General features: G+C 47.6%; 28 protein-coding genes. 19 read left to right on the top strand and 9 right to left on the bottom strand.

What is annotated here, in order from left to right:
• Positions 1-4: 4 nt before the first annotated feature.
• Positions 5-469 (bottom strand): iron-sulfur cluster assembly scaffold protein, encoded by a 465-nt coding sequence (locus tag BMZ54_RS02160; protein ID WP_089906500.1) that lies wholly within the window; start codon positions 467-469, stop codon positions 5-7.
• A gap of 192 nt (positions 470-661) precedes the next feature.
• Entirely contained in the window at positions 662-1,876 is a 1,215-nt protein-coding gene (locus BMZ54_RS02155; RefSeq protein ID WP_089906499.1) for an IscS subfamily cysteine desulfurase, read from the bottom strand.
• Positions 1,877-2,037: 161 nt separating this feature from the next.
• Here BMZ54_RS02155 and mce point away from each other — a divergent pair, with 161 nt between their 5' ends.
• Positions 2,038-2,439 (top strand): methylmalonyl-CoA epimerase, encoded by a 402-nt coding sequence (mce, locus tag BMZ54_RS02150; RefSeq protein ID WP_089906498.1) that lies wholly within the window; start codon positions 2,038-2,040, stop codon positions 2,437-2,439.
• Between the two features lie 1,154 nt (positions 2,440-3,593).
• Positions 3,594-4,268 carry a hypothetical protein gene (locus BMZ54_RS02145; protein ID WP_202909118.1) on the top strand — a complete coding sequence of 225 codons (675 nt, stop codon included), beginning with the start codon at positions 3,594-3,596 and terminating at the stop codon, positions 4,266-4,268.
• A gap of 101 nt (positions 4,269-4,369) precedes the next feature.
• Here the strand turns inward: BMZ54_RS02145 and BMZ54_RS02140 are convergent, their stop codons facing one another.
• Positions 4,370-5,653 (bottom strand): UDP-N-acetylmuramoyl-tripeptide--D-alanyl-D-alanine ligase, encoded by a 1,284-nt coding sequence (locus BMZ54_RS02140; protein WP_089906496.1) that lies wholly within the window; start codon positions 5,651-5,653, stop codon positions 4,370-4,372.
• Positions 5,654-5,877: 224 nt separating this feature from the next.
• Here BMZ54_RS02140 and BMZ54_RS02135 point away from each other — a divergent pair, with 224 nt between their 5' ends.
• From BMZ54_RS02135 to apaG, 5 genes are all read left to right on the top strand, one after another.
• A complete protein-coding gene (locus BMZ54_RS02135) occupies positions 5,878-6,240 on the top strand; it encodes a hypothetical protein (RefSeq protein ID WP_143080881.1) in 363 nt (120 codons plus the stop codon).
• Positions 6,241-6,346: 106 nt separating this feature from the next.
• The gene (locus BMZ54_RS02130) at positions 6,347-6,895 is read left to right on the top strand and encodes a YceI family protein (protein WP_238386461.1); all 549 of its coding nucleotides are present in this window, start codon (positions 6,347-6,349) and stop codon (positions 6,893-6,895) included.
• 129 nt (positions 6,896-7,024) lie between these two features.
• On the top strand, positions 7,025-7,966 hold the full coding sequence (locus BMZ54_RS02125) for a DUF5777 family beta-barrel protein (RefSeq protein ID WP_202909117.1): 942 nt from the start codon (positions 7,025-7,027) through the stop codon (positions 7,964-7,966).
• Positions 7,954-8,280: a DUF4157 domain-containing protein gene (locus BMZ54_RS02120; protein WP_089906494.1), complete on the top strand. Its 327-nt coding sequence runs from the start codon at positions 7,954-7,956 to the stop codon at positions 8,278-8,280. The genes BMZ54_RS02125 and BMZ54_RS02120 overlap by 13 nt, the downstream gene beginning before the upstream one ends.
• A 294-nt stretch (positions 8,281-8,574) precedes the next feature.
• Positions 8,575-8,961 (top strand): Co2+/Mg2+ efflux protein ApaG, encoded by a 387-nt coding sequence (gene apaG / locus BMZ54_RS02115; RefSeq protein WP_089906493.1) that lies wholly within the window; start codon positions 8,575-8,577, stop codon positions 8,959-8,961.
• 110 nt (positions 8,962-9,071) lie between these two features.
• Here apaG and gldB read toward each other — a convergent pair whose 3' ends face one another.
• Entirely contained in the window at positions 9,072-10,115 is a 1,044-nt protein-coding gene (gene gldB, locus BMZ54_RS02110) for a gliding motility lipoprotein GldB (RefSeq protein WP_089906492.1), read from the bottom strand.
• A gap of 99 nt (positions 10,116-10,214) precedes the next feature.
• On the opposite strand from gldB, the gene BMZ54_RS02105 reads away from it, so the two are divergent.
• The 3 genes from BMZ54_RS02105 (at position 10,215) to serS (ending at position 14,120) form a co-directional block, all read left to right on the top strand.
• Entirely contained in the window at positions 10,215-10,892 is a 678-nt protein-coding gene (locus tag BMZ54_RS02105; RefSeq protein ID WP_089906491.1) for a porin family protein, read from the top strand.
• Positions 10,893-10,991: 99 nt separating this feature from the next.
• Complete coding sequence (locus BMZ54_RS02100; RefSeq protein WP_089906490.1) at positions 10,992-12,656, top strand: NAD+ synthase; 1,665 nt, start codon at positions 10,992-10,994, stop codon at positions 12,654-12,656.
• Between the two features lie 192 nt (positions 12,657-12,848).
• The gene (gene serS / locus BMZ54_RS02095; protein WP_089906489.1) at positions 12,849-14,120 is read left to right on the top strand and encodes a serine--tRNA ligase; all 1,272 of its coding nucleotides are present in this window, start codon (positions 12,849-12,851) and stop codon (positions 14,118-14,120) included.
• Positions 14,121-14,129: 9 nt separating this feature from the next.
• Here serS and BMZ54_RS02090 read toward each other — a convergent pair whose 3' ends face one another.
• Positions 14,130-15,020 (bottom strand): helix-turn-helix domain-containing protein, encoded by an 891-nt coding sequence (locus BMZ54_RS02090; protein ID WP_238386460.1) that lies wholly within the window; start codon positions 15,018-15,020, stop codon positions 14,130-14,132.
• Positions 15,021-15,050: 30 nt separating this feature from the next.
• Between BMZ54_RS02090 and BMZ54_RS02085 the strand changes: the two genes are divergently transcribed.
• The 5 genes from BMZ54_RS02085 (at position 15,051) to BMZ54_RS02065 (ending at position 18,581) form a co-directional block, all read left to right on the top strand.
• Positions 15,051-15,590 (top strand): GNAT family N-acetyltransferase, encoded by a 540-nt coding sequence (locus tag BMZ54_RS02085; protein ID WP_089906488.1) that lies wholly within the window; start codon positions 15,051-15,053, stop codon positions 15,588-15,590.
• Positions 15,591-16,637 (top strand): M48 family metallopeptidase, encoded by a 1,047-nt coding sequence (locus BMZ54_RS02080; RefSeq protein ID WP_089906487.1) that lies wholly within the window; start codon positions 15,591-15,593, stop codon positions 16,635-16,637.
• A gap of 1 nt (position 16,638) precedes the next feature.
• A complete protein-coding gene (locus tag BMZ54_RS02075) occupies positions 16,639-17,724 on the top strand; it encodes a ThiF family adenylyltransferase (protein ID WP_089906486.1) in 1,086 nt (361 codons plus the stop codon).
• Positions 17,725-17,920: 196 nt separating this feature from the next.
• Positions 17,921-18,238 (top strand): type II toxin-antitoxin system RelE/ParE family toxin, encoded by a 318-nt coding sequence (locus tag BMZ54_RS02070; protein WP_089906485.1) that lies wholly within the window; start codon positions 17,921-17,923, stop codon positions 18,236-18,238.
• Positions 18,239-18,242: 4 nt separating this feature from the next.
• Positions 18,243-18,581 carry a HigA family addiction module antitoxin gene (locus BMZ54_RS02065; RefSeq protein WP_089906484.1) on the top strand — a complete coding sequence of 113 codons (339 nt, stop codon included), beginning with the start codon at positions 18,243-18,245 and terminating at the stop codon, positions 18,579-18,581.
• A 6-nt stretch (positions 18,582-18,587) separates the two neighbouring features.
• On the opposite strand, the gene moaA is transcribed toward BMZ54_RS02065, so the two are convergent.
• Together moaA and BMZ54_RS02055 are read right to left on the bottom strand one after the other, a co-directional pair.
• Positions 18,588-19,559: a GTP 3',8-cyclase MoaA gene (moaA, locus tag BMZ54_RS02060; protein ID WP_089906483.1), complete on the bottom strand. Its 972-nt coding sequence runs from the start codon at positions 19,557-19,559 to the stop codon at positions 18,588-18,590.
• A 2-nt stretch (positions 19,560-19,561) separates the two neighbouring features.
• The gene (locus tag BMZ54_RS02055) at positions 19,562-19,933 is read right to left on the bottom strand and encodes a DUF7009 family protein (RefSeq protein WP_089906482.1); all 372 of its coding nucleotides are present in this window, start codon (positions 19,931-19,933) and stop codon (positions 19,562-19,564) included.
• A 128-nt stretch (positions 19,934-20,061) separates the two neighbouring features.
• On the opposite strand from BMZ54_RS02055, the gene moaD reads away from it, so the two are divergent.
• Complete coding sequence (gene moaD, locus BMZ54_RS02050) at positions 20,062-20,295, top strand: molybdopterin converting factor subunit 1 (RefSeq protein ID WP_089906481.1); 234 nt, start codon at positions 20,062-20,064, stop codon at positions 20,293-20,295.
• A 52-nt stretch (positions 20,296-20,347) separates the two neighbouring features.
• Positions 20,348-20,764, top strand: coding sequence for a molybdenum cofactor biosynthesis protein MoaE (locus BMZ54_RS02045; protein WP_089906480.1), 417 nt, complete (start codon positions 20,348-20,350; stop codon positions 20,762-20,764).
• A 64-nt stretch (positions 20,765-20,828) separates the two neighbouring features.
• Here BMZ54_RS02045 and BMZ54_RS02040 read toward each other — a convergent pair whose 3' ends face one another.
• The gene (locus BMZ54_RS02040) at positions 20,829-21,410 is read right to left on the bottom strand and encodes an NTP transferase domain-containing protein (RefSeq protein WP_089906479.1); all 582 of its coding nucleotides are present in this window, start codon (positions 21,408-21,410) and stop codon (positions 20,829-20,831) included.
• An 11-nt stretch (positions 21,411-21,421) separates the two neighbouring features.
• Complete coding sequence (gene moaC, locus BMZ54_RS02035) at positions 21,422-21,913, bottom strand: cyclic pyranopterin monophosphate synthase MoaC (protein WP_089906478.1); 492 nt, start codon at positions 21,911-21,913, stop codon at positions 21,422-21,424.
• A 49-nt stretch (positions 21,914-21,962) separates the two neighbouring features.
• Here moaC and BMZ54_RS02030 point away from each other — a divergent pair, with 49 nt between their 5' ends.
• Positions 21,963-23,171, top strand: coding sequence for a molybdopterin molybdotransferase MoeA (locus BMZ54_RS02030; RefSeq protein WP_089906477.1), 1,209 nt, complete (start codon positions 21,963-21,965; stop codon positions 23,169-23,171).
• A gap of 157 nt (positions 23,172-23,328) precedes the next feature.
• Entirely contained in the window at positions 23,329-24,777 is a 1,449-nt protein-coding gene (locus BMZ54_RS02025; RefSeq protein WP_089906476.1) for a DUF1800 domain-containing protein, read from the top strand.
• The last annotated feature ends 37 nt before the right edge of the window (positions 24,778-24,814 follow it).

Genomic DNA, 24,814 nt, shown 5'->3' with positions numbered 1-24,814 from the left:
TGGATTAGTGGAACGCGCTTTCGCTTTCTTCCTCTTCTTCTTCGTATTCTTCCTCCTCTTCTTCCAGCACCAGGGCTTCCAAGCCGTTCTTGTACCGGTAATTATTCACTGCGGCTTTGATGGCTTCTTCAGCCAGCACAGAGCAGTGCAGCTTTACGGGTGGCAGGTTCAGCTCTTCTACAATATCCATGTTATCGATCCGTAATGCCTCATGGATAGTTTTGCCTTTCAGCCATTCTGTTACCAGGGAGGATGCTGCGATAGCAGATCCGCAGCCAAAGGTCTTGAACCGGGCGTCAGTGATCACCTGCGTTACAGGATTTACTTCGATCTGTAAACGCATTATATCACTGTGTCCATGCTCCGGAGACCCTACCAGCGCGGTTCCTACCGCTTTACTGTTTTTGTCAAGCGAGCCTACGTTCTTCGGGTTGTTATAATGTTCCAGTACTTTTTCCGAGTAAGCCATACTGATATATATTTAAATAAACGATTTCAGATTATGCGGTGTTTCAGCTTAACTAATGTAAGCCGGTATTGAATGATACACAACCCCCTTTCATGCCATTTCGATCTACGATTTACGATTTTAGATTTACAATTTACCTGAAGCGATTGCTATGTTAGTTGTATTGTCCCTCTAAATCTAAGATCTAAAATCTTAATGGGCCCATTGTATAGTGTCAAGGTCTATGCCATCTTTAAACATTTCCCAGAGAGGGCTAATGGCTCGCAGCCGGTTCACCGCATCTGTAACGGCTTGTATGGTATAGTCTATCTGCTCCTCCGTAGTAAAACGGCCCAGTCCAAAACGCAGGGAGGAGTGGGCCAGATCATCGCCCAGGCCCAGTGCCTTCAGCACATAGCTGGGTTCCAGGGAGGCGCTGGTGCAGGCCGACCCGGAGGAAATGGCAATGCTTTTATTGAAGCCCATCAGCAGGCCTTCACCTTCCACATACTTAAATGAAATATTGCTTACATGGGGCAGGCGCTGGTTGGGGGCGCCATTCAGGTAAGATTCTTCCAGCTGCAGTAATGCTTTTTCAAGCTTGTCCCTTAATATTTGCAGGTGTTTGCCGTCTTCTTCCATTTCCTGCTGGCATATTTCACAGGCTTTTCCAAAACCCACTATGCCCGGTACATTCAGCGTGCCGGAGCGCATGCCTCTTTCATGCCCGCCGCCGTCCAGCTGGGCGGTTACCTTTACCCGGGGCGATTTGCGGCGTACATATAATGCGCCTACTCCTTTGGGCCCATACATTTTATGAGCGCTAAAGGCCATCAGGTCTATACCATCTTTGTTCACATCCACCGGTATCTTGCCTACGGCCTGTGTGGCATCCGTCATTAACAGCACGCCATGGCGGCGGGTAATGGCGCTAATGTCGCGCATAGGGTTTATAACACCTATCTCGTTATTGGCATATATCACGGCTACCATGATAGTGGCAGGCGTAATGGCGGCTTCCAGCTCCTTCAGGTCTATAAGACCTTCGCTGTTCACACCCAGATAGGTGACCCGCGCGCCCTGTTTTTCCAGGTGCCTGCAGGTATCCAATACGGCTTTATGTTCCGTGGCAGTGGTTATAATGTGATTGCCTTTGGCAGCATACATCTCAAACACGCCTTTAAGGGCCAGGTTATCGGATTCTGTGGCGCCGGAGGTGAAAATGATCTCCTTGGGATCGGCGCCTATCAGCCTGGCCACCTGTTCCCGGGCAAAGTCCACTGCCTCCTCTGCTGCCCAGCCAAAGGGATGGTTACGGCTGGCTGCATTGCCGAAAGTTTCGGTGAAATAAGGCAGCATAGCCTCCACCACACGGGGATCGCAGGGGGTGGTAGCGTTATTGTCCAGGTATATCGGTAGCTTTAACATGGCGGTTTGATCTTAATGTAATTCTAAACGATGTTACTCAAATTTACGACGAAACTTGCATTGATGCCCTTTTAGGCCCATCTATAAATACAATAGGCAAATAGAATGCCTCTATGGATTGGGATTTTTTTGGGAACTTGTCCCTGCTAAATAACACATGCATGTTAAAAGTAGAACATATTGGCATTGCCGTGGCTTCCCTTATGGATGCTATTCCCTTATTTGAAAAGCTGCTGAACAGCCCCTGTTATAAGCAGGAGGCGGTGGAGAGCGAGCAGGTGCAGACGGCTTTTTTCCGGCAGGGCGAGAGTAAGGTGGAGCTGCTGGAAGCCATGGGACCGGATAGCGTGATTGCCCGGTTTATTGCCAAAAAAGGCGCGGGCATCCACCATATTGCCTTTGAGGTAAGCAATATTGAGGAAGAAATGCAACGACTTGCTGCGGAAGGCTTTACCCTTTTACAAGATAAGCCCAGGCATGGGGCGGATAATAAGCTGGTGTGTTTCCTGCACCCGAAGGATACGAGCGGGGTGCTGGTAGAGCTATGCCAGGAGAAGAAATGAGGCTGTGCGGATATGCAAATGAGCGTATGCGCAGGTGAATGTTGGAGGATGGGATTGGGGATAAGTGCAGGTAAAGGGGATGGTTAAGTGAGTAATTTAACCTGTTTAACCAGGCCCTGACATGGACTTCACCAGGGATGCACCAGGGAAAAACATGGGATTTAGTAGGGAAAGACATGAGAAACTCATGAGAAAGACATGGAGTTGAAGAGGCAAGATGCAGATGTAAAAGTTGCACCCGGCCGGGAACTGGAGAAGGACACGTTTGTTGAAGAGACAAGATGCAGGATGTAAAAGTGGGATGTTTGAAATGGAAGATTTGAAAATAGTGGTAAAAATGATGTGGGGTTTTATGTAGGGGACCCTAGTTGCGCACGGGTTGCATACGGGTTACGGAGCCTTTTTAGGAGGGAAGCATACCAATATCACTGCAATAAAACCCTAAGAAAACAGCCTTTGATTATTACTATTTAAACTTTATAGGAATATTTCGTTGACCCATTTTAGCACGCCGGGCAAGTTATCGGTGCCGCCGTGCCTGTTTAGATAAGCTATTCTCCTGCCCGCAATTTCTACTAAAATTATTAGGTAAACTTTTTAACAGTGTTACATACTGATTACCAGATTTTTGTTATTGATAAAAAAAATTCCATTTTATTAAATCCAAACATGTTATTGTCAACGTAAGTAGTATAGTGCAGGGTTAATTGATGGAAAGATTTAGTTAATATAAACAAATGCGTTAATAAGGATTAAAGGCCATACGAGCTTTGTTTATACTTCAATTTGAACTTCGAGAGTGTTTTACAGATAACTAGGAAAGTGGGTATTATGCCCGCTTTTTTAAACGAACTCTAAAGTTGGCATAGGTTATGAACACCTGCGGGTTTTTTAGCTTGCAGGTCTTTTTTTTTATTATGCTGGAATCTATTGGTCTTAATTGTCGCGCTGCAGTTGATGTAGCGGTCAGGCAGGGGTTAACCTACTTAGAGGCTAAAAGCTATTGTTTTAATGTTTAAGATCGCTTTTTCATAGGGGCAAGGAATGCGAACAATTCCTCATCTTTTGTACTACCATTAGTTACCTATTGGGCTGAATGAACTATAGAGTATATTTCAACTTTTGTATCTTTAATCGGTTTAAGTGCTGGATGCATGTTCCAGATGATCTGCCGAATCCCAAATCCCAATGTTGCCTGTACCTTTATGACAAGATCCGTTTCCATATTTACCATTTTAACTTTAGCATTTTTTGCTTCATTTGGGCAAACCAAAAAAGACAGCCTGTATGTTTTTGTTGGAGAGAAAATAGAAGTATCGCAGTTTCATCCTAAGGTTGACAGTGATCATGTTTTAATGGACAGAGCCTTTAAGGCAAAATATAAAGTCATTCAAAATATTTACGGAAATTATAAAAGCGACACCATTCAATTTGACGCTTATGACCATTACGGGGAACCGGCTTTTTCAAAATACAAATATGTTTTGCTATTTGTTTCAGCCTATAGCGGCAAACTTTATCACGAGAAATATCAATTCTTTGATGTTTACAAGACAAAGAACGGACGTTGGGCAAGTAGTTACAAAGTGGGGGACTATGAACACAGCTACAATAAAAACACACCTGTTAAACCGGAATTGATAGGCTTTGAAAATGAGGTTTCATACAATATTAAAGGGCGAAGTAAGGAAGATATTGAATACCTGTTTCCTTCGCCTTATTTCAAAATCGCAGGCAACAAGGCAATAGTAGTTTTTGGTAATTATGCAGAGCAATTATTTGAGTTGAAGAAGACGGGCATATTAAAAGCAAGAGGCATTTTTGACTAGAGGCTTCAGGCCACACCGGGGGTTGTACAACCAGCACGTTGTATCATGAAACCTCTATTTCTGAATTACGCTTTGTTAACAGCGGATCTACCTGCTATAGGCTATGATATCACCTTCTCCATTCCCATGCTGCGGCTGCCTTTAACAAGAATATAAGTATCTGTGAACTGCTGCTGCTGCAGCCAGTTAGCCGCTTCTGCTGCATTCTCCAGGTACACATAGGGTTGTTTTATTTTACTGAAATCCCCTCCTACCAATACCACAGCATGCCAGTGTGTGCGCTGCAGCAGATCAGCCAGGGCCTGGTGTTCCTTTACACTATCTGGCCCCAGCTCCATCATAGCGCCTAACAGCAATACCTTTTTAGGAGCATTAATACCGGTAAAATTTTCAATAGCGGCCTTCATACTGGATGGATTAGCATTATAAGCATCCATGATAATAGTATTGGAGCCCTGCTGTATCACCTGGGAGCGGTTGTTGGAGGGCACATAACCTTCAATAGCTGCTTTGATATTAGCCGGCGGTACGTTGAAATACAGGCCCACGGCTACTGCAGCCATTACATTGGGAAAGTTATAGGCGCCGGTAAGCCTGGTTTGCAGCGTGCCTACTTCTTCATCGCTGGTTACCTGCACCCCTAAGAAGGCGCTTTCTGCCAGGGGGCGGCCGGTAAAGTCGGCATCTTTTTCACCGTAGGTGATCACTTCCATTATGCCCTTGCTCATGTCCAGCAGGTAAGGGTATTGGTTGCATAAAAACACGGTACCGTCATGCTCCCGCAAATAATCATACAGCTCGCCTTTGGCCTTGCGCACACCTTCTTCGCTGCCAAAGCCCTCCAGGTGGGCCTTGCCAATATTAGTAATAATACCGTGTGTGGGCAGGGCTATGCGGCAGTAGGCTTCAATTTCATGCTGGTGGTTAGCGCCCATTTCTATTACGGCTATTTGTGTACCGGCGGGTATGCTTAACAGCGTAAGCGGTACGCCAATATGATTATTAAGGTTACCTACGGTAGCCACTGTTTTGTAGGTGCTGGCCAGCACAGTGCTCACCAACTCTTTCGTAGTGGTTTTACCGTTAGTGCCGGTAATGGCCAGTATAGGTATGTTCAGCTGCCGGCGGTGCCACAATGCCAGCTCCTGCAGGGTGTGCAGGGCATCTTTTACCAGCATCATTTTTTCCGGCTGTGTGTAATACACTTCCTCATCTATTACCGCTAATGCAGCACCGGCCTGCAATGCCGCTTCAGCATAGGCGTTGCCGTTAAAGTTAGGTCCTTTAAGCGCAAAGAAAATATCGTTGGGTTTAAGCTTGCGTGTATCCGTCTGAACAGCAGGATGTTGCTGGTAAAAAGCATAGAGCTCGTCAATACTTGTCATATACAAATATATTTAAAATATAATTTATGTTGCCGTGCTGCGTTATTCTTCCCGATAGAGGCAACCGTTTTTAATTTGCTATCGTATTAAATACTGATTGCTTAGCCGGCGCACGGTCCATCGGCCAATGATCCAATAAAGATCGGGTTTTGTAAAAAAACATTGTTCACAATTTAAAAACAAATAATAACCAATTTTTTTTCATCAAACCATTTTGCCTAGTAATGAAGACATATCTTTTATTGATTAGCCTACTCGCTGTAGCAGTGTATAGCTGTACCAACAAAGAAGCCATAGCCCCTGATAGCGGGCCGCAAACCGGGGACTGTGATAGTAAGCAGATCCCAGCCGCGTACGTTTACGGAATTATCCAATCCAATTGTACCCGGTGTCACAGCGGAGCTACCGCACCTGCGGGAGCCGACTTTTCCACGCTGGAAAAGTTCAGGAATTTTGTAAGTGGTAATGAAGCAACCTTCCGGCTGCGCGTTATCAGCGCCCAGGCAGATATGCCGCCCCGTGGCGCATTGGGAGCGGGAATACGCGACTCCATTAACTGCTGGATATCGAAAGGAATGCCGGAATAAGAACAATGAACAATAGAACTGCCGGTCCGGTATTGCTACATTCTGTGGGGTCATTGATCCCGGATCAGGTAGTTCGCATAAGTCTTTAATTAAAAATTGTATCAAGGTGAAACGACTTCTTTTTGCTATTGTTGTTCTCTTAGGAACAGTGAATGTTTATGCGCAGGATATTTACTCCTGCCGCAATGCCAATCTATCTTTCTTTTCATCTGCTCCGATGGAAGACATTGAAGCCAAGACAGACAAAGGGGTATCTGCCATCAATGCCAAAACGGGCGCCGTGTATTTCAAGGTACCGGTAGGCTCTTTCAAGTTCAAGAAAAAACTGATGGAGGAGCACTTTAATGAGAACTACCTGGAAACAGAAAAATATCCCTATGCAGAGTACAAGGGGAAATTTTCCAGCCCGGTAGACATCACTAAGGACGGCACTTACGATGTAACGGTGGAGGGGGTTCTATCCCTGCACGGCGTGGATAAAACCTATAAGGAAAAAGCCACCATCACCGTACAGAATGGTAAGGTCACTACCCTGTCTAAATTCAATGTTCGCCTGGAAGATCATAAGATCAAGATACCTACACTGGTAATAAAGAACATTGCTGAAGTAGTAGAAGTAACGGTAAATGCAACCTATGCTGCATCCGGCAAATAGGCCCGCAACGGTTACCGGCTCAATGGCTATATGGTGCATAATTGCCGTATAGCCATCGGCCGTAAAAAAGTTTCCCTGGTATCTGAACAACCAATAATAACACCTAGTACAACCATCACAAATTATATTATGAGAATTTTACCGCTATTATTTGCCTGCTGTAGCTTAAGCATGGTATGCCGCGCACAGGACGACCTGAGCAAGATGTTCGAGGATTCTACTGGTCACCGGCCGGTGATCGGTACTTTTAAATCTACCCGTATTATTATGGGCCATTCCAATGAAACGCTGAAGAAACATGAGCTGGATTTCAGGGTGGCGCACCGTTTCGGCGATGCCGGCGGTGAATTTGGCGGCGGTAAAACTGCTTTTGGGCTGGATAACTCTACAGATATACGCATTGCGTTTGAATATGGTATTTCAGATGACCTGATGGTGGGCATCAGCCGTGCCAAAGGTTCCGGCGACCTGTCGCAGATCTTTGAAGGACTGGCTAAGTACCGTTTGCTGAAACAAACTACGGATAACCACATCCCGGTATCGGTGTCCCTGTTTGGTAATGTTACGGTAAGCACCATGACTTCCAACGATGCGCTGGCCTCTGCCAGCCATTTCGATGAATTTACCGACCGTATGACTTACGTAGGCCAGGTGATCATTGCCCGCAAATTTGCGGACCTGGTATCCCTGACCCTGTCGCCTACCTACATTCACCGCAACCGGGTGGGGTATATGGACATGAATAATATGTTTGCGCTGGGCGGCAGCGGCCGTATAAAGCTGTCTAAAAGACTGGCTTTCATTGCAGAATACTACTATCCCTTCCGCAACCAGGCCAGCAAGGATTACTACAAATCCCTGGGTGTGAAGTTCTATAACCCGCTGGGAGCGGGCCTGGAAATAGAAACCGGTGGTCACGTGTTTAGTGTTAACTTTACTAACTCAACGGCTATACTGGAAAACCAGTTCATTGGTGAAACCAAGTCGTCCTGGCTGCAGGGGCAGTTCCGTTGGGGGTTCAATATTTCACGGAGATTTTCGCTATTCGGTAAAAGGGATTGGAAAAAATAATTTGTCGTATTAAAGAACGTTCCTGGCTGGCCGGGCGTGCTGCCCGTAAAATGGACAGCGCCCGGCTGGCTATGGTACTGGGCCGTACCATTCACCTGCATGGGGTGAACCGGCAGGCTTTTCTGGCGGATGTGGCCTGGCTGCGGCATGAGGTGTGCCATGTGCGGCAATTCCGTAGTTATGGCTTCTGGCGCTTTCTGTGGCTGTACCTGCTGGAATACCGGCGCCGTGGTTATTACAATAACCGGTTCGAGGTGGAGGCCCGGCTGGCGGAAAAAGACGAGGAGATGTTAGCGGGGGTGGAGATTGAGTAGCTAGCTGTTAGCTGTTAGCCGTTAGCAGTTAGCGGTTGGTGGAGTTGCCAGTAAAGGGGCTATACGAAGTAAAACTGTGCTTTTTGCTACGGAATGTTGATGAGCTGCGGCTTGATTGTAACCAACCGGCATGAATAACAGGCGGTTACAAAAAGTAAGCTGGAAGCCACGCCGCAGGCTGCTAATCGTGCACAGCAGACTGTTAAAACGTGGTTAAAGTCTGTTTAAATAGCATATAAATTTATTTCCTGCTGGATTTATTTTCCTTATTTTTACGTTAAAGGAACGGTTCTTATGGTAAAAAAGGTAACAGAAGGTATCACGATCAGTGTGGAGACATTCTACCAACCTGATTATTCCAACCCGGTTGGAAGTGAATACATGTTTGCCTACCGGATCACCATTGAGAACAATAACACCTTCCCCATCAAGCTCCTGCGCCGTCACTGGTACATCATTGATTCCAACGGTACCCACCGCGAGGTAGAAGGAGAGGGCGTAGTAGGCGTGCAGCCTTTACTGGCCCCTTCAGAAAGCTACCAATATGTATCCGGCTCCAACCTTCGCACAGAGATCGGCAAAATGTATGGAACTTATCAAATGGAAAATCAGCTCAACAAGAAACTGTTTGAGGTAAAGATCCCTGAGTTCCAGATGGTAGTGCCGTTTAAGCTGAATTAATTTACGAACGCTTAATGCTGAGTGCCAAACGCTTAACGCTGATCGTGTTTTGCTCTAGGCATTATGTTTTATGCATTGAGCGTTCAGCGTTAGGCACTCAGCGTTAAGCATTACCTCTTCGGTCTGTACTTCGATTCACTAAACACTCCCATCAGGTCTTTATTTTCCATTAATTGCTGTAAGGTTACTTCAGGATGCCTTTCCATGTATTTACGAACGATCTGCCTTCCCACAAAATAGCCGATACGGCCAGGGGAGCCTTCCGGCATACCCTGCGTGGCGGGGCCATCGCCCATAAAGTGCATGGCTTCCTGCCAGTCGGTTTTATATAGCAGCTCGTTCTGGATAAAGTATTGCCAGATCATTTGCTCATTATCATTACACCAGTCCAGCTGTTGTTTCGTGTAGCCCATGCGTATAGTATCCGGTGTTTCGGGCAATACCTGTTCCAGGAAATACTGCTGTTTGCCGGCCGCTACCAATTGCTCTACCAGCTTGGCATTGGCGCCGGCTTGCGGGAACATGTTCTGCGCAATGGCCTGCATGCTGTTGGTGGTAATGTATTCTTTGGAAAAACGCCGCACCATGTACACCGGGTAATCAGGGAGGTTAGCATATATTGGGAAATCGCTGCCCATGTACATATCCAAACCCACGCCCAGCAAAGTGTCTACGGTTACGGCGCCATAGTTGCCAATGGCGGAAATAAAGGTAACTACCTTTGGTACCTTAAATTGCGGAAAGTAATATTTCATATACCGGAAGCCCTGGGCCAGGTCCTGCTCCAGCCAGTGCAGGTCCGGGAACTTGGTTTGCACGGCCTGCTGCAGGTAACGGAAATCTTTATTGGTGAGCAACAGGCGCATTTGCTGTGGAATATGGCGGCTGCTATCTGCAAAGGCGCCAAACTCCATAATATGCTGTACATAGGCAGGCAGGAACAGCGGGTAGCGGCTGTACAGCTGCTGCAGGCCGGGCGCCACCTGATTGGTGTCTATTTTTACCAGGTCCTCATCAAACCGGGCAATACTAACGGTTACCGGTATATGGCTTACATCCGGCGCCTTTTTGCGGGAGGAGCAGGCGGAGAACACTACCAGCAGCAACAGGGCCGGCCCGTATAAACACGAAGTTTTATTAATGTACCTTTGCATCGTTTCAATTTACGATTTACGATCTTAGATTTTAGATTTGACAGGAGCAACCCGCTAAACCTAAAATCAGTAAATATATTAAAGAAAAGAAGAAATTATATGAAGCACAGCGTTTGGATCGTGTTATTATTGGCATTAAGCCTCAACAGCCAGGCACAGCGCAGGTTTTCCATGGAAAGAGTACGGCTGGGTTTTAAGCTGGACCCGGTTATATCCGTCCTAAAACCGCAGGATGCGGGCGCCAACCGTACCAGCAGCCGCCTGGGACTGAGCTATGGCCTGATGGTGGATTTCTTACTGAATGATGAAGGAAATTATGCTTTTGCTACCGGCCTGCAGATCAGCATGGGCGGCAGCACCCTTAAATATGACGCTGGCAAGGGCCTGGAACGTTTTAGCGCCAACCCTGCGGAATACACGATGAAATTGCAGCACATTGAGATACCGGCTACCATTAAGCTGAAAACCACTGCTTACAACGGTATTGGTTTCTGGGCGCAGTTCGGTACTTACCTGGGTTTTCCCATCCGGGGCCGGGCCGATGTGATCAGCCTGGACCAGCGCTACGAAAAAGAAAATGTGCTGGGCTCCCTGACGCCCATTAATGCCGGCATGTTATTGGGAGCTGGTATTGAATACCCGCTGGGAGAGCGGCTGGCTGCCGTGGTAGGACTTACCTTCCAGAACGGGTTTGTAGATGTAACACGCAATAGCAAGTGGGATGATGGCAAAGTGAATATGAACAGCTTTGCATTGCGCTTAGGCATGTATTTTTAATTTTAGATGTTAGATTTACGATTTTAGATTTGGAAGAACAGGGTCTTATCCGCTTCAATCAAATCTAAAATCTAAAATCTAAGATCGTAAATCAAGTTTATGAAGATTGTACTGGCGCAGCAGAATTACCACATTGGTAATTTTGAGCTGAATACGGAAAAGATCATTAGCGGCATACAGGATGCCATTGCCCAGGAAGCAGACCTGGTGGTATTTTCAGAGTTATGTGTATGTGGTTATCCGCCGCGTGATTTTTTGGAGTTTGAAGATTTTATTAACAAGTGCTACGCTGCTATAGATACTATTAAAGCCTACACAGACCGTATAGCCGTTATAGTGGGCGCGCCCTGCCGTAATCCACAGCGGGATGGGAAGGACCTGTTTAATGCGGCCTGGTTCCTGCATGAACGGGAAGTAAAACAGGTGGTGCATAAAACGCTGCTGCCTACCTACGATGTGTTTGATGAATACCGCTATTTTGAGCCGGCCTATGAGTGGAATGTCATTCCCTTTAAAGGCAAAAAGCTGGCGGTTACCATTTGTGAAGATATCTGGAACCTGGGCGATAACCCGCTGTACCGCATTTGCCCCATGGACCAGCTCATACTGCAGCAGCCGGATGTAATGATCAATATTTCTGCAAGCCCTTTTGATTATGATCATGACCAGGACCGTAAAGAAATTATCCGCGCCAATGTGATGAAATATAAGCTGCCCATGCTGTATAGCTGTACTGTGGGATCGCAAACGGAGATCGTGTTTGACGGCGGCTCCCTGGTATTTGATGCGCAGGGTAATATTGTAAAAGAGCTGCCTTATTTCCAGGAAGCCAGCTACACGCTGGAGCTGGATGAGCTGCTGCAATCCGCCAAACCCGCGCCGGTGGTGGCACACACGCCTGTTAAGGAACTGGTTTTTGATTATAATATAGACCGTATTTACCAGGCGCTGGTGCTGGGCATCCGCGATTATTTTGGCAAGATGGGTTTTACCAAAGCCATCCTGGGATCATCCGGCGGTATAGACAGCGCCGTTACCCTGGCCATTGCCTGCGAAGCACTGGGCAAGGAGAATGTAAGGGCTATCCTGCTGCCATCGCCCTACTCTACAGAGCATTCGGTAGATGATGCGGTGGCGCTGTCAAAGAATTTAGATAATCCACATGATATCATCCGCATCAGTGATATTTACGAAAGCTTTTTAAGCACGCTGGAACCGCATTTTAAGGGATTGCCCTTTAGTTTGGCGGAAGAAAATCTGCAGTCGCGCATAAGGGGTAATTTGCTGATGGCCCTTTCTAACAAGTTCGGGTATATCTTATTGAACACCTCCAATAAAAGTGAGCTGAGCACCGGTTATGGTACCTTATACGGCGATATGGCCGGCGGCCTTTCTGTGCTGGGCGATGTATACAAAATGCAGGTGTATGCGTTGGCGCGGTATATAAATCGTGACACGGAAATTATACCGGCTAATATTATAGACAAAGCTCCGTCGGCAGAGCTGCGGCCCAACCAGAAGGACAGTGACAGCCTGCCGGATTACAGCATCCTGGACCGCATCCTGTACCAGTACATTGAGCGGCGGCAGGGGCCACGTGAAATTATTTCCCAGGGCTTTGATACTGCGCTGGTAGACCGTACGCTGAAGCTGGTGAACACCAATGAATACAAGCGCAACCAGTTCTGCCCTATTATCCGCGTATCGTCCAAGGCATTTGGCGTAGGCCGAAGAGTGCCGATTGTTGGGAAGTATCTTAGTTGAGTTGGCAGTTGGCAGTGGGCAGTTGGCAGTCTGTGGCCGGTACTGCAATTTGCTGCCATATGTTTTAACTATGGGTATTTTGAAAACTATTAGTAACACAGTAGTTCAATGACTGCCCACTTTAGACTGGCAACTGCCAACTGCCCACTGCAGACTGGCAACTATTTTTTTATCTTTGCGAAAATCTAAACAATGTTACAGGTTCCGTTCATTCGTCAAAACAAGGAATTAGTATTAGAGCGGCTGGCCCTCAAACAGTTTAAGGAACTGGGTTTGATAGAGGAGGTGCTGGCGCTGGATGATAAACGTAAACAGTTAACCCTGGCCTATGATGAAACACAGGCCAAGATCAAAATAGCTTCAGACGAGATCGGAAAACTGATGAAAGGCGGGCAGAAAGAAGAAGCGGAACAACGGAAAGCTACGGTGGCTGATCTGAAACAGCAGCAACAACCGCTTACAGAACAGCTGAACGAAACTGAAAAGCTGCTGCATGATACGCTGATCAAGCTGCCTAATTTACCGGCTGCCAGCGTACCTCCCGGCAGAACGCCGGAAGAAAATGTGGAAGTACGCGCGGGTGGCGCCAAACCGGCCCTGGCTGCAGAAGCTATGCCCCACTGGGACCTGGCAAAAAAATACGACCTCATAGATTTTGAGCTGGGCAACAAGATCACCGGCAGTGGTTTTCCTGTATATAAAAATAAAGGCGCCCGTTTGCAACGCGCGCTCATCCAATATTTCCTGGACTATAATATCAGCAAAGGATATATGGAATATATGCCCCCGCACCTGGTAAATGCCGATACCGCCTATGGTACCGGGCAGCTGCCGGATAAGGAAGGGCAAATGTATTTTGTAGGGGAAGACAAGTTGTACCTGATACCTACTGCTGAAGTACCGGTAACCAACATTTACCGCGATGAAATTTTAAAGGATAGCGACCTGCCTATAAAAATGACGGCCTATACTCCCTGTTTCCGCCGGGAAGCCGGTTCTTATGGTAAGGACGTACGGGGCCTGAACCGCGTGCACCAGTTTGATAAAGTGGAAGTAGTGCAGCTGGTACATCCTGAAAAGTCTTATGAGGTGCTGGAAGAAATGGTGGCGCATGTAGAGGGCCTTATACAGGCCTTGCAGCTGCCCTACCGGATCTTAAGGCTTTGTGGTGGCGATATGGGCTTTACTTCTGCCCTTACCTATGATTTTGAAGTGTACAGCGCTGCGCAGCAAAAGTGGCTGGAGGTAAGCTCTGTATCTAACTTTGAAGCTTACCAGGCTAACCGTATGAAAATACGTTTCAAAGACAGCGGCGGCAAACCGCAGCTGGTGCATACGCTCAACGGCAGCTCCCTGGCGCTTCCGCGTATACTGGCCTGTTTGCTGGAAAATAACCAGGCTGCAGACGGTATTCACATTCCGCCGGTATTACAGCAATACTTTGGCGCAGAAAAGATCAGCTAACGCATAAGGCTATACTAAGGAAGGCGGTGTGCCAAATGCTTTTTTAAAAGCAAAGGAAAAATGGGAGAGATCTTCAAACCCTACTTCCATATACACATCCGATGGTTTTTTACCTTTTTCTTTAATCAGGTAATAAGCTTCCTTTAACCGTTTCTGCTGCAGCCAGCGGTTGGGCGAGGTATGGAAGATCTTTTCAAAATCCCTTTTAAAAGTGGCCAGGCTTCTGCCCGTGAGGTAGGCAAAACGTTTCATTTCCACATTAAAGTTAAAGTGTTTGTTCATGTAAGCTTCCAGGTCTATTTTACCCGGCTCGCTGAAATCAAACAGCAGATTTTTTAACTGCGGGTTTATTCTGAGCAGGATGAGAAGGGCTTCTTTGGCTTTGAGAATGGTGAGCATTTCTGTATTAGCGGCATCCGTATTCAGGTAGGGCGCAATAGAGGCCATGTAGGTGCTGCTCAGCGCATCATGAGGCAGCTTAATAATGCCGGGGCCTTCATAGAGGCTATCGGCTGTTATGTTATATTCCACGCTGAAATTGCGTAACGTATCCTGGTCAAAGAAAATGCTGATGGACCTAAATTCCCCGCCACCGGCCGGCGGGCGTTTCATTACCTTGGTAAGCTGGTTCCTTTTAATAAGCAGGGTATCGCCTGCTTCGCATATCATGGGCGTGCCGGAGGTGCGGAAGGTCATGCTGCCGGCCAGGATATGCGTCATCACATGTTCTGCCACAAAGGATTCATTTTCGCGGGTATGATGTGCGTAACAGGAATACATGATACGGGTTGATGAGGCCATATTATTATAATTGTACCCAAAGGTAAATATTTCCTGTTTGTCGTGCTTTGTTGTACGGCTCAAATAACGTTTGTTGAAAAGCTCATTTTCTCTTCTCATCAGTACGCTTTTTTTTAATACTTTACAGGCATGCATCACTTTTTACCCAATGGGCAGGAGCTGTGGATACGGCCGGCCAAACCAGAAGATGCACCGGCGCTGCTGGACTGCTACCGTCAAACCACCAAGGAAACGGATTTCCTGTTGAACACACCTGCAGAAGCGCAGGCCATGAACCTGGCATCGGAACGGAGTTTTATTCAATCCTTCGGGGATAATAGCCGGCACCTGTTGCTGCTGGCGGAAGTGGGCGGGCAGATCGTAGGATCTGTAACCGTAAAACAATCGTCTTTCCACAAACAACGGCATTTGGGCGAATTTGGGATTGCAGTGCAGCATGCTTACTGGAACCTGGGCATAGGCCGGCGTTTAATGACTGCCATGATGCGCTGGGCCGTTCAGCATCCGGAGATCACCATTATCCATTTTAATGTACTGGCCAATAATGAAAAGGCCATACAGCTATACCGCAACTTTGATTTTACGGAATATGGGCGGCAGCCACAGGCCATCTGGCAGCCGGATGGTACGTTTGTGGATCTGATCATGATGTGTAAAACGGTGAAATAAATGCAAAGCTATACAGGGAAATATTATAATGCACAAACGGATAGCAGCGTGGATGCTGCTATTACATTAACGGCCAAACAAATTACCATTGAGATAAAAGATGCGCAGGGCGAGCTGCGGCAGATACACTGGTTCTGGGACCAGGTAAAACGCTCTGCTGCCAACACATTGGAGTACCCCGGCTATCCTTTGCAACGCATTACGGTATCGTCCCTCACCTTTGCCGATGCGGTGGCTTTTAACCTGCAAAACAAAAAAGGCCAGCGAATCTTTGCCAACCGCGGGCGTACCATTGTAGGCATTACTTTTTTAGTGGTAGTGGGATTGATAGCGCTGGTGTATTTCTGGCTCATTCCTTTTGTGGCGGTGCGTATTGCCAACAACATCCCGGTGAGCTATGAGGAAAAGCTGGGGCAAAGCAGCTATGATGCGCTGATGCAGCAATACCATGAGGATACGGCAGCTACCCGGCTGGTAAATGAGTTTTTTGATCAGCTGCATATACATTCCAATTATGCTGTGCAAATCACCGTGGTACAGCAAAAAGAAACCAATGCCTTTGCCCTGCCGGGCGGCCATATTATTGTGTATGACCAGCTGCTGAAACAAATGAAACACTATGAGGAGCTGGCAGCCCTGCTTTCACACGAATACTCGCATGTGGAGCTGAAACATACCACCAAAACCATTTTCCGCAGCATGGGCACTTATATGTTTATGTCGCTGATCTTTGGGGATATGAGCGGAGCCGGGGCTGTGGTAGTGGAAAATGCCAACAGCCTGAAAAGCCTGCAATATTCCCGCCGCCTGGAAAAAGAAGCAGACCTGCACGGGCTGGAGCTGTTACAGGCCCGGCATATTGATGCGCGCGGATTCCAGTGGCTGTTTAACACATTAAAACAGGAAAGCGGGCTGCAGCCATCGGAATGGCTAAGCAGCCACCCTGACCTTGACAACCGCGTGCGCTATATTAATGAACATGCCCTGCCGGAACATGCGGTTACGGATAGTAGTTTGTATCGTATCTTTATAACCTTAAAACAGTGAGATGCAACGATATGACCGCCAGCTAAGGCTGGAAGGCTTTGGCGCAGAGAAGCAACAGTTGTTGGGAAAGGCCAGTGTGCTGGTAGTAGGGGCCGGTGGTTTGGGCGTACCGGTACTGCAATACCTAACGGCCATGGGTATAGGAAAATTGGGTATTGTGGAGCAGGATAATGTGTCCATTACCAACCTGCAGCGGCAGGTGATATACACCACGCAGGATGAAGGTAAACCCAAGCTGGATGCCGCTGTTAAGCGTTTACAGCAGCTGAATCCTGAAGTAACATTTGTACAACATCCTTCCTTTTTAACACCGGAGAATGCGTTAGCCATCATAGCACCGTATGATGTGGTAGTGGATTGCACGGATAATTTCGGTACCCGCTACCTGGTGAATGATGCCTGTGTAATACTGCAAAAGCCGTTCATATACGGCGCCATTTACAAATATGAAGGGCAGGTGAGCGTGTTCAATTACAAAGGCAGCGCTACGTACCGCTGCCTGTTCCCCGAAGCGCCGCAGGCCGGCGAAATGCTGAACTGCAGCGAGATCGGTGTGCTGGGCGTGCTGCCCGGCATTATTGGCTGCTACCAGGCCAATGAAGCGGTGAAGGTGATCTGTGGTATTGGCGAGCCGCTTGCCAACCAGCTATTAACGATTGATACCTTGTATAATACCCATCATATTTTTGAAGTGAAACCCGTGCCGGGTAATCATAACATCAGCACCTTGCAGGATGATTATGAGCAGGGCGTATGCGCTACCGGTACGGTGCAAAGCATGCAGGTGCAGGAGCTGCAGCAGTGGCTGGATGCCGGTACTCCGCTGCAATTGCTGGATGTGCGGGAACCTGATGAATGGGAGATCTGCCATATTCCGCAGGCACAGCTTATTCCTATGCGCACCATATTAAGGGCATTACCGCAGCTGCAGCCGCAGGTGCCGGTAGCAGTGCTTTGCCATCATGGCATGCGCAGCTTAATGGTGGCCAAACAGCTGGTGGAAGCCGGTTTTCAAACGGTGTATAATGTGGAGGGCGGAATACATGCGTGGGCGCAGGAGATAGATGAGGAGATGATGGTTTATTGATGTGGGTAGAGGGAATTACGGCTGTATTGTATGCAGGGGTAAGGATGTTAATAAGGGGTTAACTCATTAATTCTTCCAGATAACATATTATAGCATTGATTTTTTAACCCTTTTAAGGGTTACCAATTTCTGGTAATTATTATTACCATTTTTTGGTAATTCTTGGTTTTTTGTTAACTTTATCTGGGTAATTACAATGGAAATTGTTTTTAAGAACCAGGAACTGGAAGATATTTTCAGGACCGGTAAAGAAACAGGCAAGCCCCGCTATGGACAAGTTATCGTAAAGGCATTTGTAAAAACGGTGATTATTTTAAAAAGAGCTCCTAACACCATGTTGCTGACAAAATTGAGAAGCCTTCATTTTGAAGCATTAAAGCATGATCTCAAAGGCTATCATTCAGTAAGGGTAAACGATCAATACCGGCTTGTTTTTAAAGTGGTGAAAAAGGGATTAAAAGTGCGCATTATGGTAGAAACGATAGAAATATATTCTTTGGAAGATTATCATTAACGACATGTATAATATGTATAATGAAAATATTGTGTTGGGGAAGAACGGACAGCCTATCCATTCCAGGATAGCTATTCATCCCGGTGAGGTATTAAGAGATGAAATTGAAGCCCGTGGCTTAATAAAGAAGGAGTTTGCTGCAAAAATCGAATTATTGCCACAGCATTTAAGCGAGCTGTTTGCCGGTAAGCGGCATTTTACAGCTGTACTGGCAATTAAACTGGAAGAGGTGCTGGATATTGATGCAGAGTTTTGGCTACAGCTACAAAATGAATATGATCTGACTATTGTACGAAATAAAAAAATAGCAAAGGGCAAACCAGCAGCCAAGCGTTCACGCTAAGAGCATTTAACCCCCAATCGTTGACATACTCGCCATCTTTTCATTGGCTTCTTCCGCTTCAAACCCATTTAAAAACCGGTGGTGAATAGCGTCCTGTATACGCTGCAGCAAAAAGTCGTCCGGTGCGCCGCCACGTATAAGATCCCGCACATTAAGATCATCTTTCCCATACAGGCAGGTTTTTAAGCCGCCGGTAGGGGTAACACGGATGCGGTTGCAGCTGCCGCAAAAAGTACGGCTGTAAGCAGGTATTACGCCAATATGGCCCTGGTGGCCGGTTATATGGTAATTAAGGGCAGTGGTATGCGGTGCATCCGGCAGTTTTTGTAAGGGATAAGCGGTACGTAAGGTATCCAGTATATGCTCAAAGTTCCATTTAATGCCGGAAAATGCTTTGCCATGGCCGTTGAAAGGCATTTCTTCAATAAAACGTACCGATACAGGATGGTCTTTGGTAAGCGCGGCAAAGTCCAGCAGCTCATCGGTATTTACCCCATCCATTACCACGGTGTTTATTTTTACGCTCATGTTGTGTGCCAGCAAGGCTTGCAGGGTATCCATCACGGCGTTGAACTCATCGCGGTAGGTAATGCGTTTAAACTTATCGCGCTGCAGGGTATCCAGGCTCAGGTTGATGTGGCGGATGCCTAAATCCAGCAGGGCGGGTATAAAAGAGCGGGTAAGCACGCCATTGGTGGTAATGGATACCCGGTCAATGCCGGGCATTTGCACCAGCTGTTCCAGCAGGTGCAGCAGGTCTTTCCGCAAAAAAGGCTCGCCGCCGGTAATGCGTACTTTGTTGATGCCCTGGGCAGACAGCAGCTGCATGAGGCGCAGGATCTCCTCATACGACAGCAGCTCCTTCCTTTGCAGGAACTGCATATGTTCCGGCATACAATAGCTGCAGCGCAGGTTGCAACGGTCGGTAACAGCCAGTCGAACGTAATTAATTACCCGGTTATGTGTATCTGTAAGCATGTTTAACAATTGTGTGCCGCCAGTGGATTATCAAAGGCCTGGCTATCATCCTCATCACGGGTGGTAAGGCATTTAAAATCCTTTTCCACCACTATTTTCAATATGGAGCCATCCGGATTGGCAATCTCCTGATCAATGCCCACCTGCTCCGTTTGGATCCATTGCTGCACCTGCGCCAATGGCAGGGAAAGGTGCACGGCCTGTGCTTCCAGCTTGATCCTGGCTTCCGGGCTGTCTTTTGCTTTTATACAAAAGTGCAGGGCCCCCGCGCCGATCCTGGTTTCCTCTTCTACCTTACCGGTTTGCTCCAGGGCGGCAATGTCCTGTTTGTCCAGCCGGTACCGGATGCTGTTGCCCCTGATCCTTATCTTCATAGCAATTCAATATTGGAACTATCCAAAATTAACACTTTATGCAGGGTATATTGTAGTTTTAAAGCAATAATTTGCAAGCAGGCCGGGATGCTGGTACTAAACAGGCGCCTGGCCATTGAAGTAAAGGCATGAAAATTTTATTATTTGGTATAGCAAAAGATATTGCAGGCGCGCCGGTTATACAAGTAGATGCGCCGGTGGCAAAGGTAGCGGCGCTTAAAGAGCACCTGTACCAGCAGTACCCGCGGCTGCGGGAGCTGAAATCCTGCATGATAGCGGTGAACAAGGTATATGCAACAGATGATGCAGCCCTGCAGCCCGATGATGAAATAGCGGTGATACCCCCTGTAAGCGGAGGATGAGGCTATTTACGATTTTAGATTTACGATTTACGATCTGATTGGAGCGGATTATATGGATGTTTGGATTGAAATAAAAGAGCATATCACAGTGCAGGAAGCCTTGGACTTTGTACAATCGCCGGATTCCGGCGGGGTGGCGGTGTTTGTGGGTAATGTACGCAATGAAACCAAAGGCAAACCGGTACGCCAGCTCTTTTTTGAATGTTATGCCCCGATGGCCCTGCTGGAGCTGGAAAAAATTGCGGAGCATACCCGTGCTGCAATGGGCATTAAAAAGATCGCCATTTTACATGTAAGCGGCAATAAGCTACCGGGCGATACCGTGGTGGTGATCGCGGCTGCGGCGCCTCATCGGGCAGCAGCTTTTGAAGCCTGCCAGTATGCTATTGATACTTTAAAGGAAACGGTGCCTATCTGGAAAAAAGAATATTTTGAAGATGGAGAGGTTTGGGTAGCGGCGCATCCTTAATGTGCTGATATGCTGGTTGGGCTAATAAAAGACGTTCCTTAACAAATGTCAGCACATTAGCACATCAACTAATCTTTTTCATCGCTTCCTCCATCTCCTCCGGGGTATTGGCATTAAACTGCTCTACAGCATAGGGATTTTCCAACACTTGTATATCTGTTTGCAACAACGCTTTGCGGGGACATTGTTTTCCATTGGCTACGCTTTGCTGTAAAACCTGCAGGCCGCGGGGCTCCCAGATGGCAATCACCGGTTCCGGTAAATGATTCACCGGGCTGTTAAAGGCCGTGGCTGCTTTTTGAGGATCGCGCATAGCGGCCAGGTGATCCAGGCTTTGCTGGCTGATAAGGGGCAGATCGCAGGCCAGCACCAGCCAGGCAGTATCCGGGAAAGCAGCATACGCGCTCAGCAAACCTGCTGCCGGGCCGCCTATGGTAACACTGTCTGTGATCAGCGGCGCAGCGCCTGCAAAGATCTCCTGCTGATCCGGGCGGCAGGAAATATATACTTCCGGCACCACCTTGCTTAATAAGCTGTGCAGGTATAGCCATTGCGGCATACCATGATAAGCGATCCGGCTTTTATCCTGCTGCATGCGGGTGCTGTACCCGCCGCATAATATCAATCCTTTTAAAGCAACTGCCATAACATTTTGTTTTACTCCACTACTACATCCTGTTTACCGCCTGTTTTACTGATCAACCTGGTTTGCCGGATAATCATCTCATGCGTAAAAGCCTTACACATATCATACACCGTGAGCGCCGCTACAGTGGCGCCGGTGAGCGCTTCCATCTCCACCCCCGTTTTGCCGGTGGTTTTAACGGTGCAGCGGATCACAGCTTCTTCGTTTACCAGCTGAATATCCACGCTGCAATTATCCAGCAGCAGGGTATGGCATAAAGGTATGAGCTCCGGCGTTTTTTTTGCACCCATGATACCCGCGATGATGGCGGTCTGGAACACAGCGCCCTTGCGGGTATTGATGTCGCCGCCATTAAATTCCTTACGGATAATTTCCGGTAAATACACCCGGCTCTCGGCAATGGCTACACGAATAGTACTGCTTTTGTCACTGATGTCTACCATGGCCGGCCTGTTTTGCTCATCCAGGTGCGAGAAGGAGGAAGTGCTTGATGTATTAGACATAAAAGAATAAATTTACAAAACGGCTAATTCTTCACCCAAAGTTACTACAATGCTGTTAGATGTATCTACTGCTTATGCAGCTGTTATGAATACAGTGCGCGATTTTGGTACAGAGCAGCTGTCTTTTACGGCAGCTACGGGCAGGGTATTGCGGGAGCCGGTGCTGGCCGACAGGCCGTTCCCACCCTTTGACCGGGCTACTATGGACGGTATTGCCATCAACTTTACAGAAAGTTATGGCAAAGGGCAAACTATTTTTGGGGTAGAGGATATTCAGCCTGCCGGTGTACCGCGTAAACAGCTGGGTAATATGGCCAACTGCCTGGAGGTAATGACCGGCGCAGTAATACCGGAGCTTACGGATACTGTAGTACCGTATGAGCACCTGCAGGCATCGGAGCATGAAGGTTTTAAACGTTTTACCATTACACAGCCGGTACAAAAGAACCAGAACATTCACTGGGAAGGCGCGGATGGCGCAGCCGGCAAAACCCTTATAACACCCGGCGCCCGCATTACACCTGCCGAAGCAGGCGTGCTGGCTACCGTAGGCAAATATGAAGTGAGTGTAGGCCGCCTGCCCCGCGTGGCAGTGATTGCTACGGGCGATGAGCTGGTGGAGGTAACGGCTACACCAGCCCCGCACCAGATCCGCATGTCTAACGTATACAGCCTGGCTGCTTCCCTGCAGGGGCTGGGCATTACAGCTACTATCCATCATGTAGTTGATCATAAACCTGCTATACAGCAATTATTTGAATCCCTGAAGAATGTGGATGTATGGATCTGCTCCGGCGCAGTATCTGCCGGTAAGTACGATCATTTGCCGGTAATACTGGAAGAAATGGGGATGCAGCGCATTTTTCATAAAGTGGAGCAGCGCCCTGGCAAACCATTCCTGTTCGGGCTTTTTAAGGATGGGCCGGTAGTGTTCGCATTACCCGGCAACCCGGTTTCAGGATTTATGTGTTTTTACAGGTACGTGCAACCCTGGCTGCTGGCTGGTATGGGGCACCAAATATCTCCTGTGCCTTATGCGGTATTGGGACAGGATGTGACGTTTAATAAACCGCTTACTTACTTTTTACCAGTACAGCTGCAACCGCAACCCACTGGCGAGTGGAAAGCCATCCCGCACAATTATAATAACTCCGGTGATCTGCCCGCTTTATTAACTGCAGATGCCTTTATGGAGCTGCCTGCTGCGCAGGATCATTTTAAGGCAGGGGAATGTTTTCCCGTTTGGCGGTTCAGGTAATTGCCTTGACTATTCATTTTCAGGATCGTATCTTGTTAAAGTATACCATTTCCATCAGCTCATACTAAAGACCTATAGCTACCGGTTTAAAGCTTAACATTAGACCCATTAAACCCTGTTTAGAATTTATTGTCTTACCTGGAAACCTATTTTGCGTATGCCCCCGGTATCCGAAAAATTACAGCTACAACACCTGGCCTGGCGCGCCGGCTTTGGAGAGCCGCTGCCCGTTATTACAAAGTGGACGGATAAACGCCGTAAGGAGATCGTGAATAAAATACTGATCGGTAAAAAAGATACGCTGGATGCCGTAGCTGTGATCAGCGGATCTGAGCTGCCGGATTACCAGAAAGTAAAGGACATGAACGAGGAGCAGCGTAAACAGATGCGGCAAATGAACCGACAGGGCGTAAAGGATCTTAACATTGCCTGGACGCATGCTATGATCAACAGCGAGCATCCCCTGCGCGAAAAAATGTCGTTGTTCTGGCATGGGCATTTTTCCTGCCGCACGCAGAACGTGCTGTATAACCAGCAGCTGTTACAGGTAATAAGAGAAAATGCACTGGGTAATTTTGGAGAGCTGTTAAGCGCAGTGTCCAAAACACCGGCCATGTTAAGCTTCCTGAATAACCAGCAGAACCGCAAACAACATCCCAACGAAAATTTTGCCCGTGAAGTAATGGAGCTTTTTACCATGGGCCGTGGTAATTATACGGAAAAAGATATTAAGGAAGCTGCCCGGGCCTTTACCGGATGGGGCTTTGATGGGAGCGGGCAGTTCGTATTCCGGGAACGTATACACGACGATGGTGAAAAAGAGGTGCTGGGCAAACGGGGCAACTTTAACGGCGATGATATGCTGAAGATACTGCTGGATAACAAACAAACCGCGCATTACATCACTGCAAAGATCTACCGCTTTTTTGTGAACGAAACAACGGTGGATGATGCCAAAGTGACTATGCTGGCCGATAAGTTCTACCATTCCGGTTACGACATTAAATCCCTGATGCGGGAAATATTTATGGCTGATTGGTTTTATAATGAGCAGCATATTGGCAACCGCATAAAATCGCCGGTGGAGCTGCTGGTAGGCTTGCGCCGCAGCATTCCCATGCAGTTTGAAAAAGAAGAGGTGATGCTGTTATTTCAGGGCATACTGGGGCAGCAATTATTTTACCCGCCTAATGTAGCAGGCTGGCCGGGAGGGCGTAGCTGGATAGACAGCTCCAGCCTGATGTTCCGGCTGCGTATGCCGCAGGTGATCCTGTACTCGCAGGAGTTAAGAACACAGCCAAAAGATATTACACCGGAAATGGGCGAAGGGCAGAACTACAAAATGACGCTGGAATTAAATGATTCTCTGCGCAAGCTGTATGCACGCCGCGTAAATGCAACTATTAACTGGGACGCCTATGTGCAGGATTATAAAGATATTCCACGGGAGCGGCTGGCGGATGAAATTGCCGGCGCCCTCCTGGTGAAGAACAGCGGCGCCAGCAAACCCTTGCTGGATAAATATGCCGATAGCAGCACACGCGAAAACTATATTAAAACCGTGACCATCGATGTGATGAGCACACCGGAATACCAGCTTTGCTGATATTAGATTTTAGATAGATAGCCCATCGGCTTCAATC

The organism is Chitinophaga rupis (assembly GCF_900109685.1).
GTDB lineage: Bacteria > Bacteroidota > Bacteroidia > Chitinophagales > Chitinophagaceae > Chitinophaga > Chitinophaga rupis.
The sequence above is the reverse complement of the archived record's forward strand: the minus strand, read 5'-3'. Positions and strand labels throughout refer to the sequence as shown.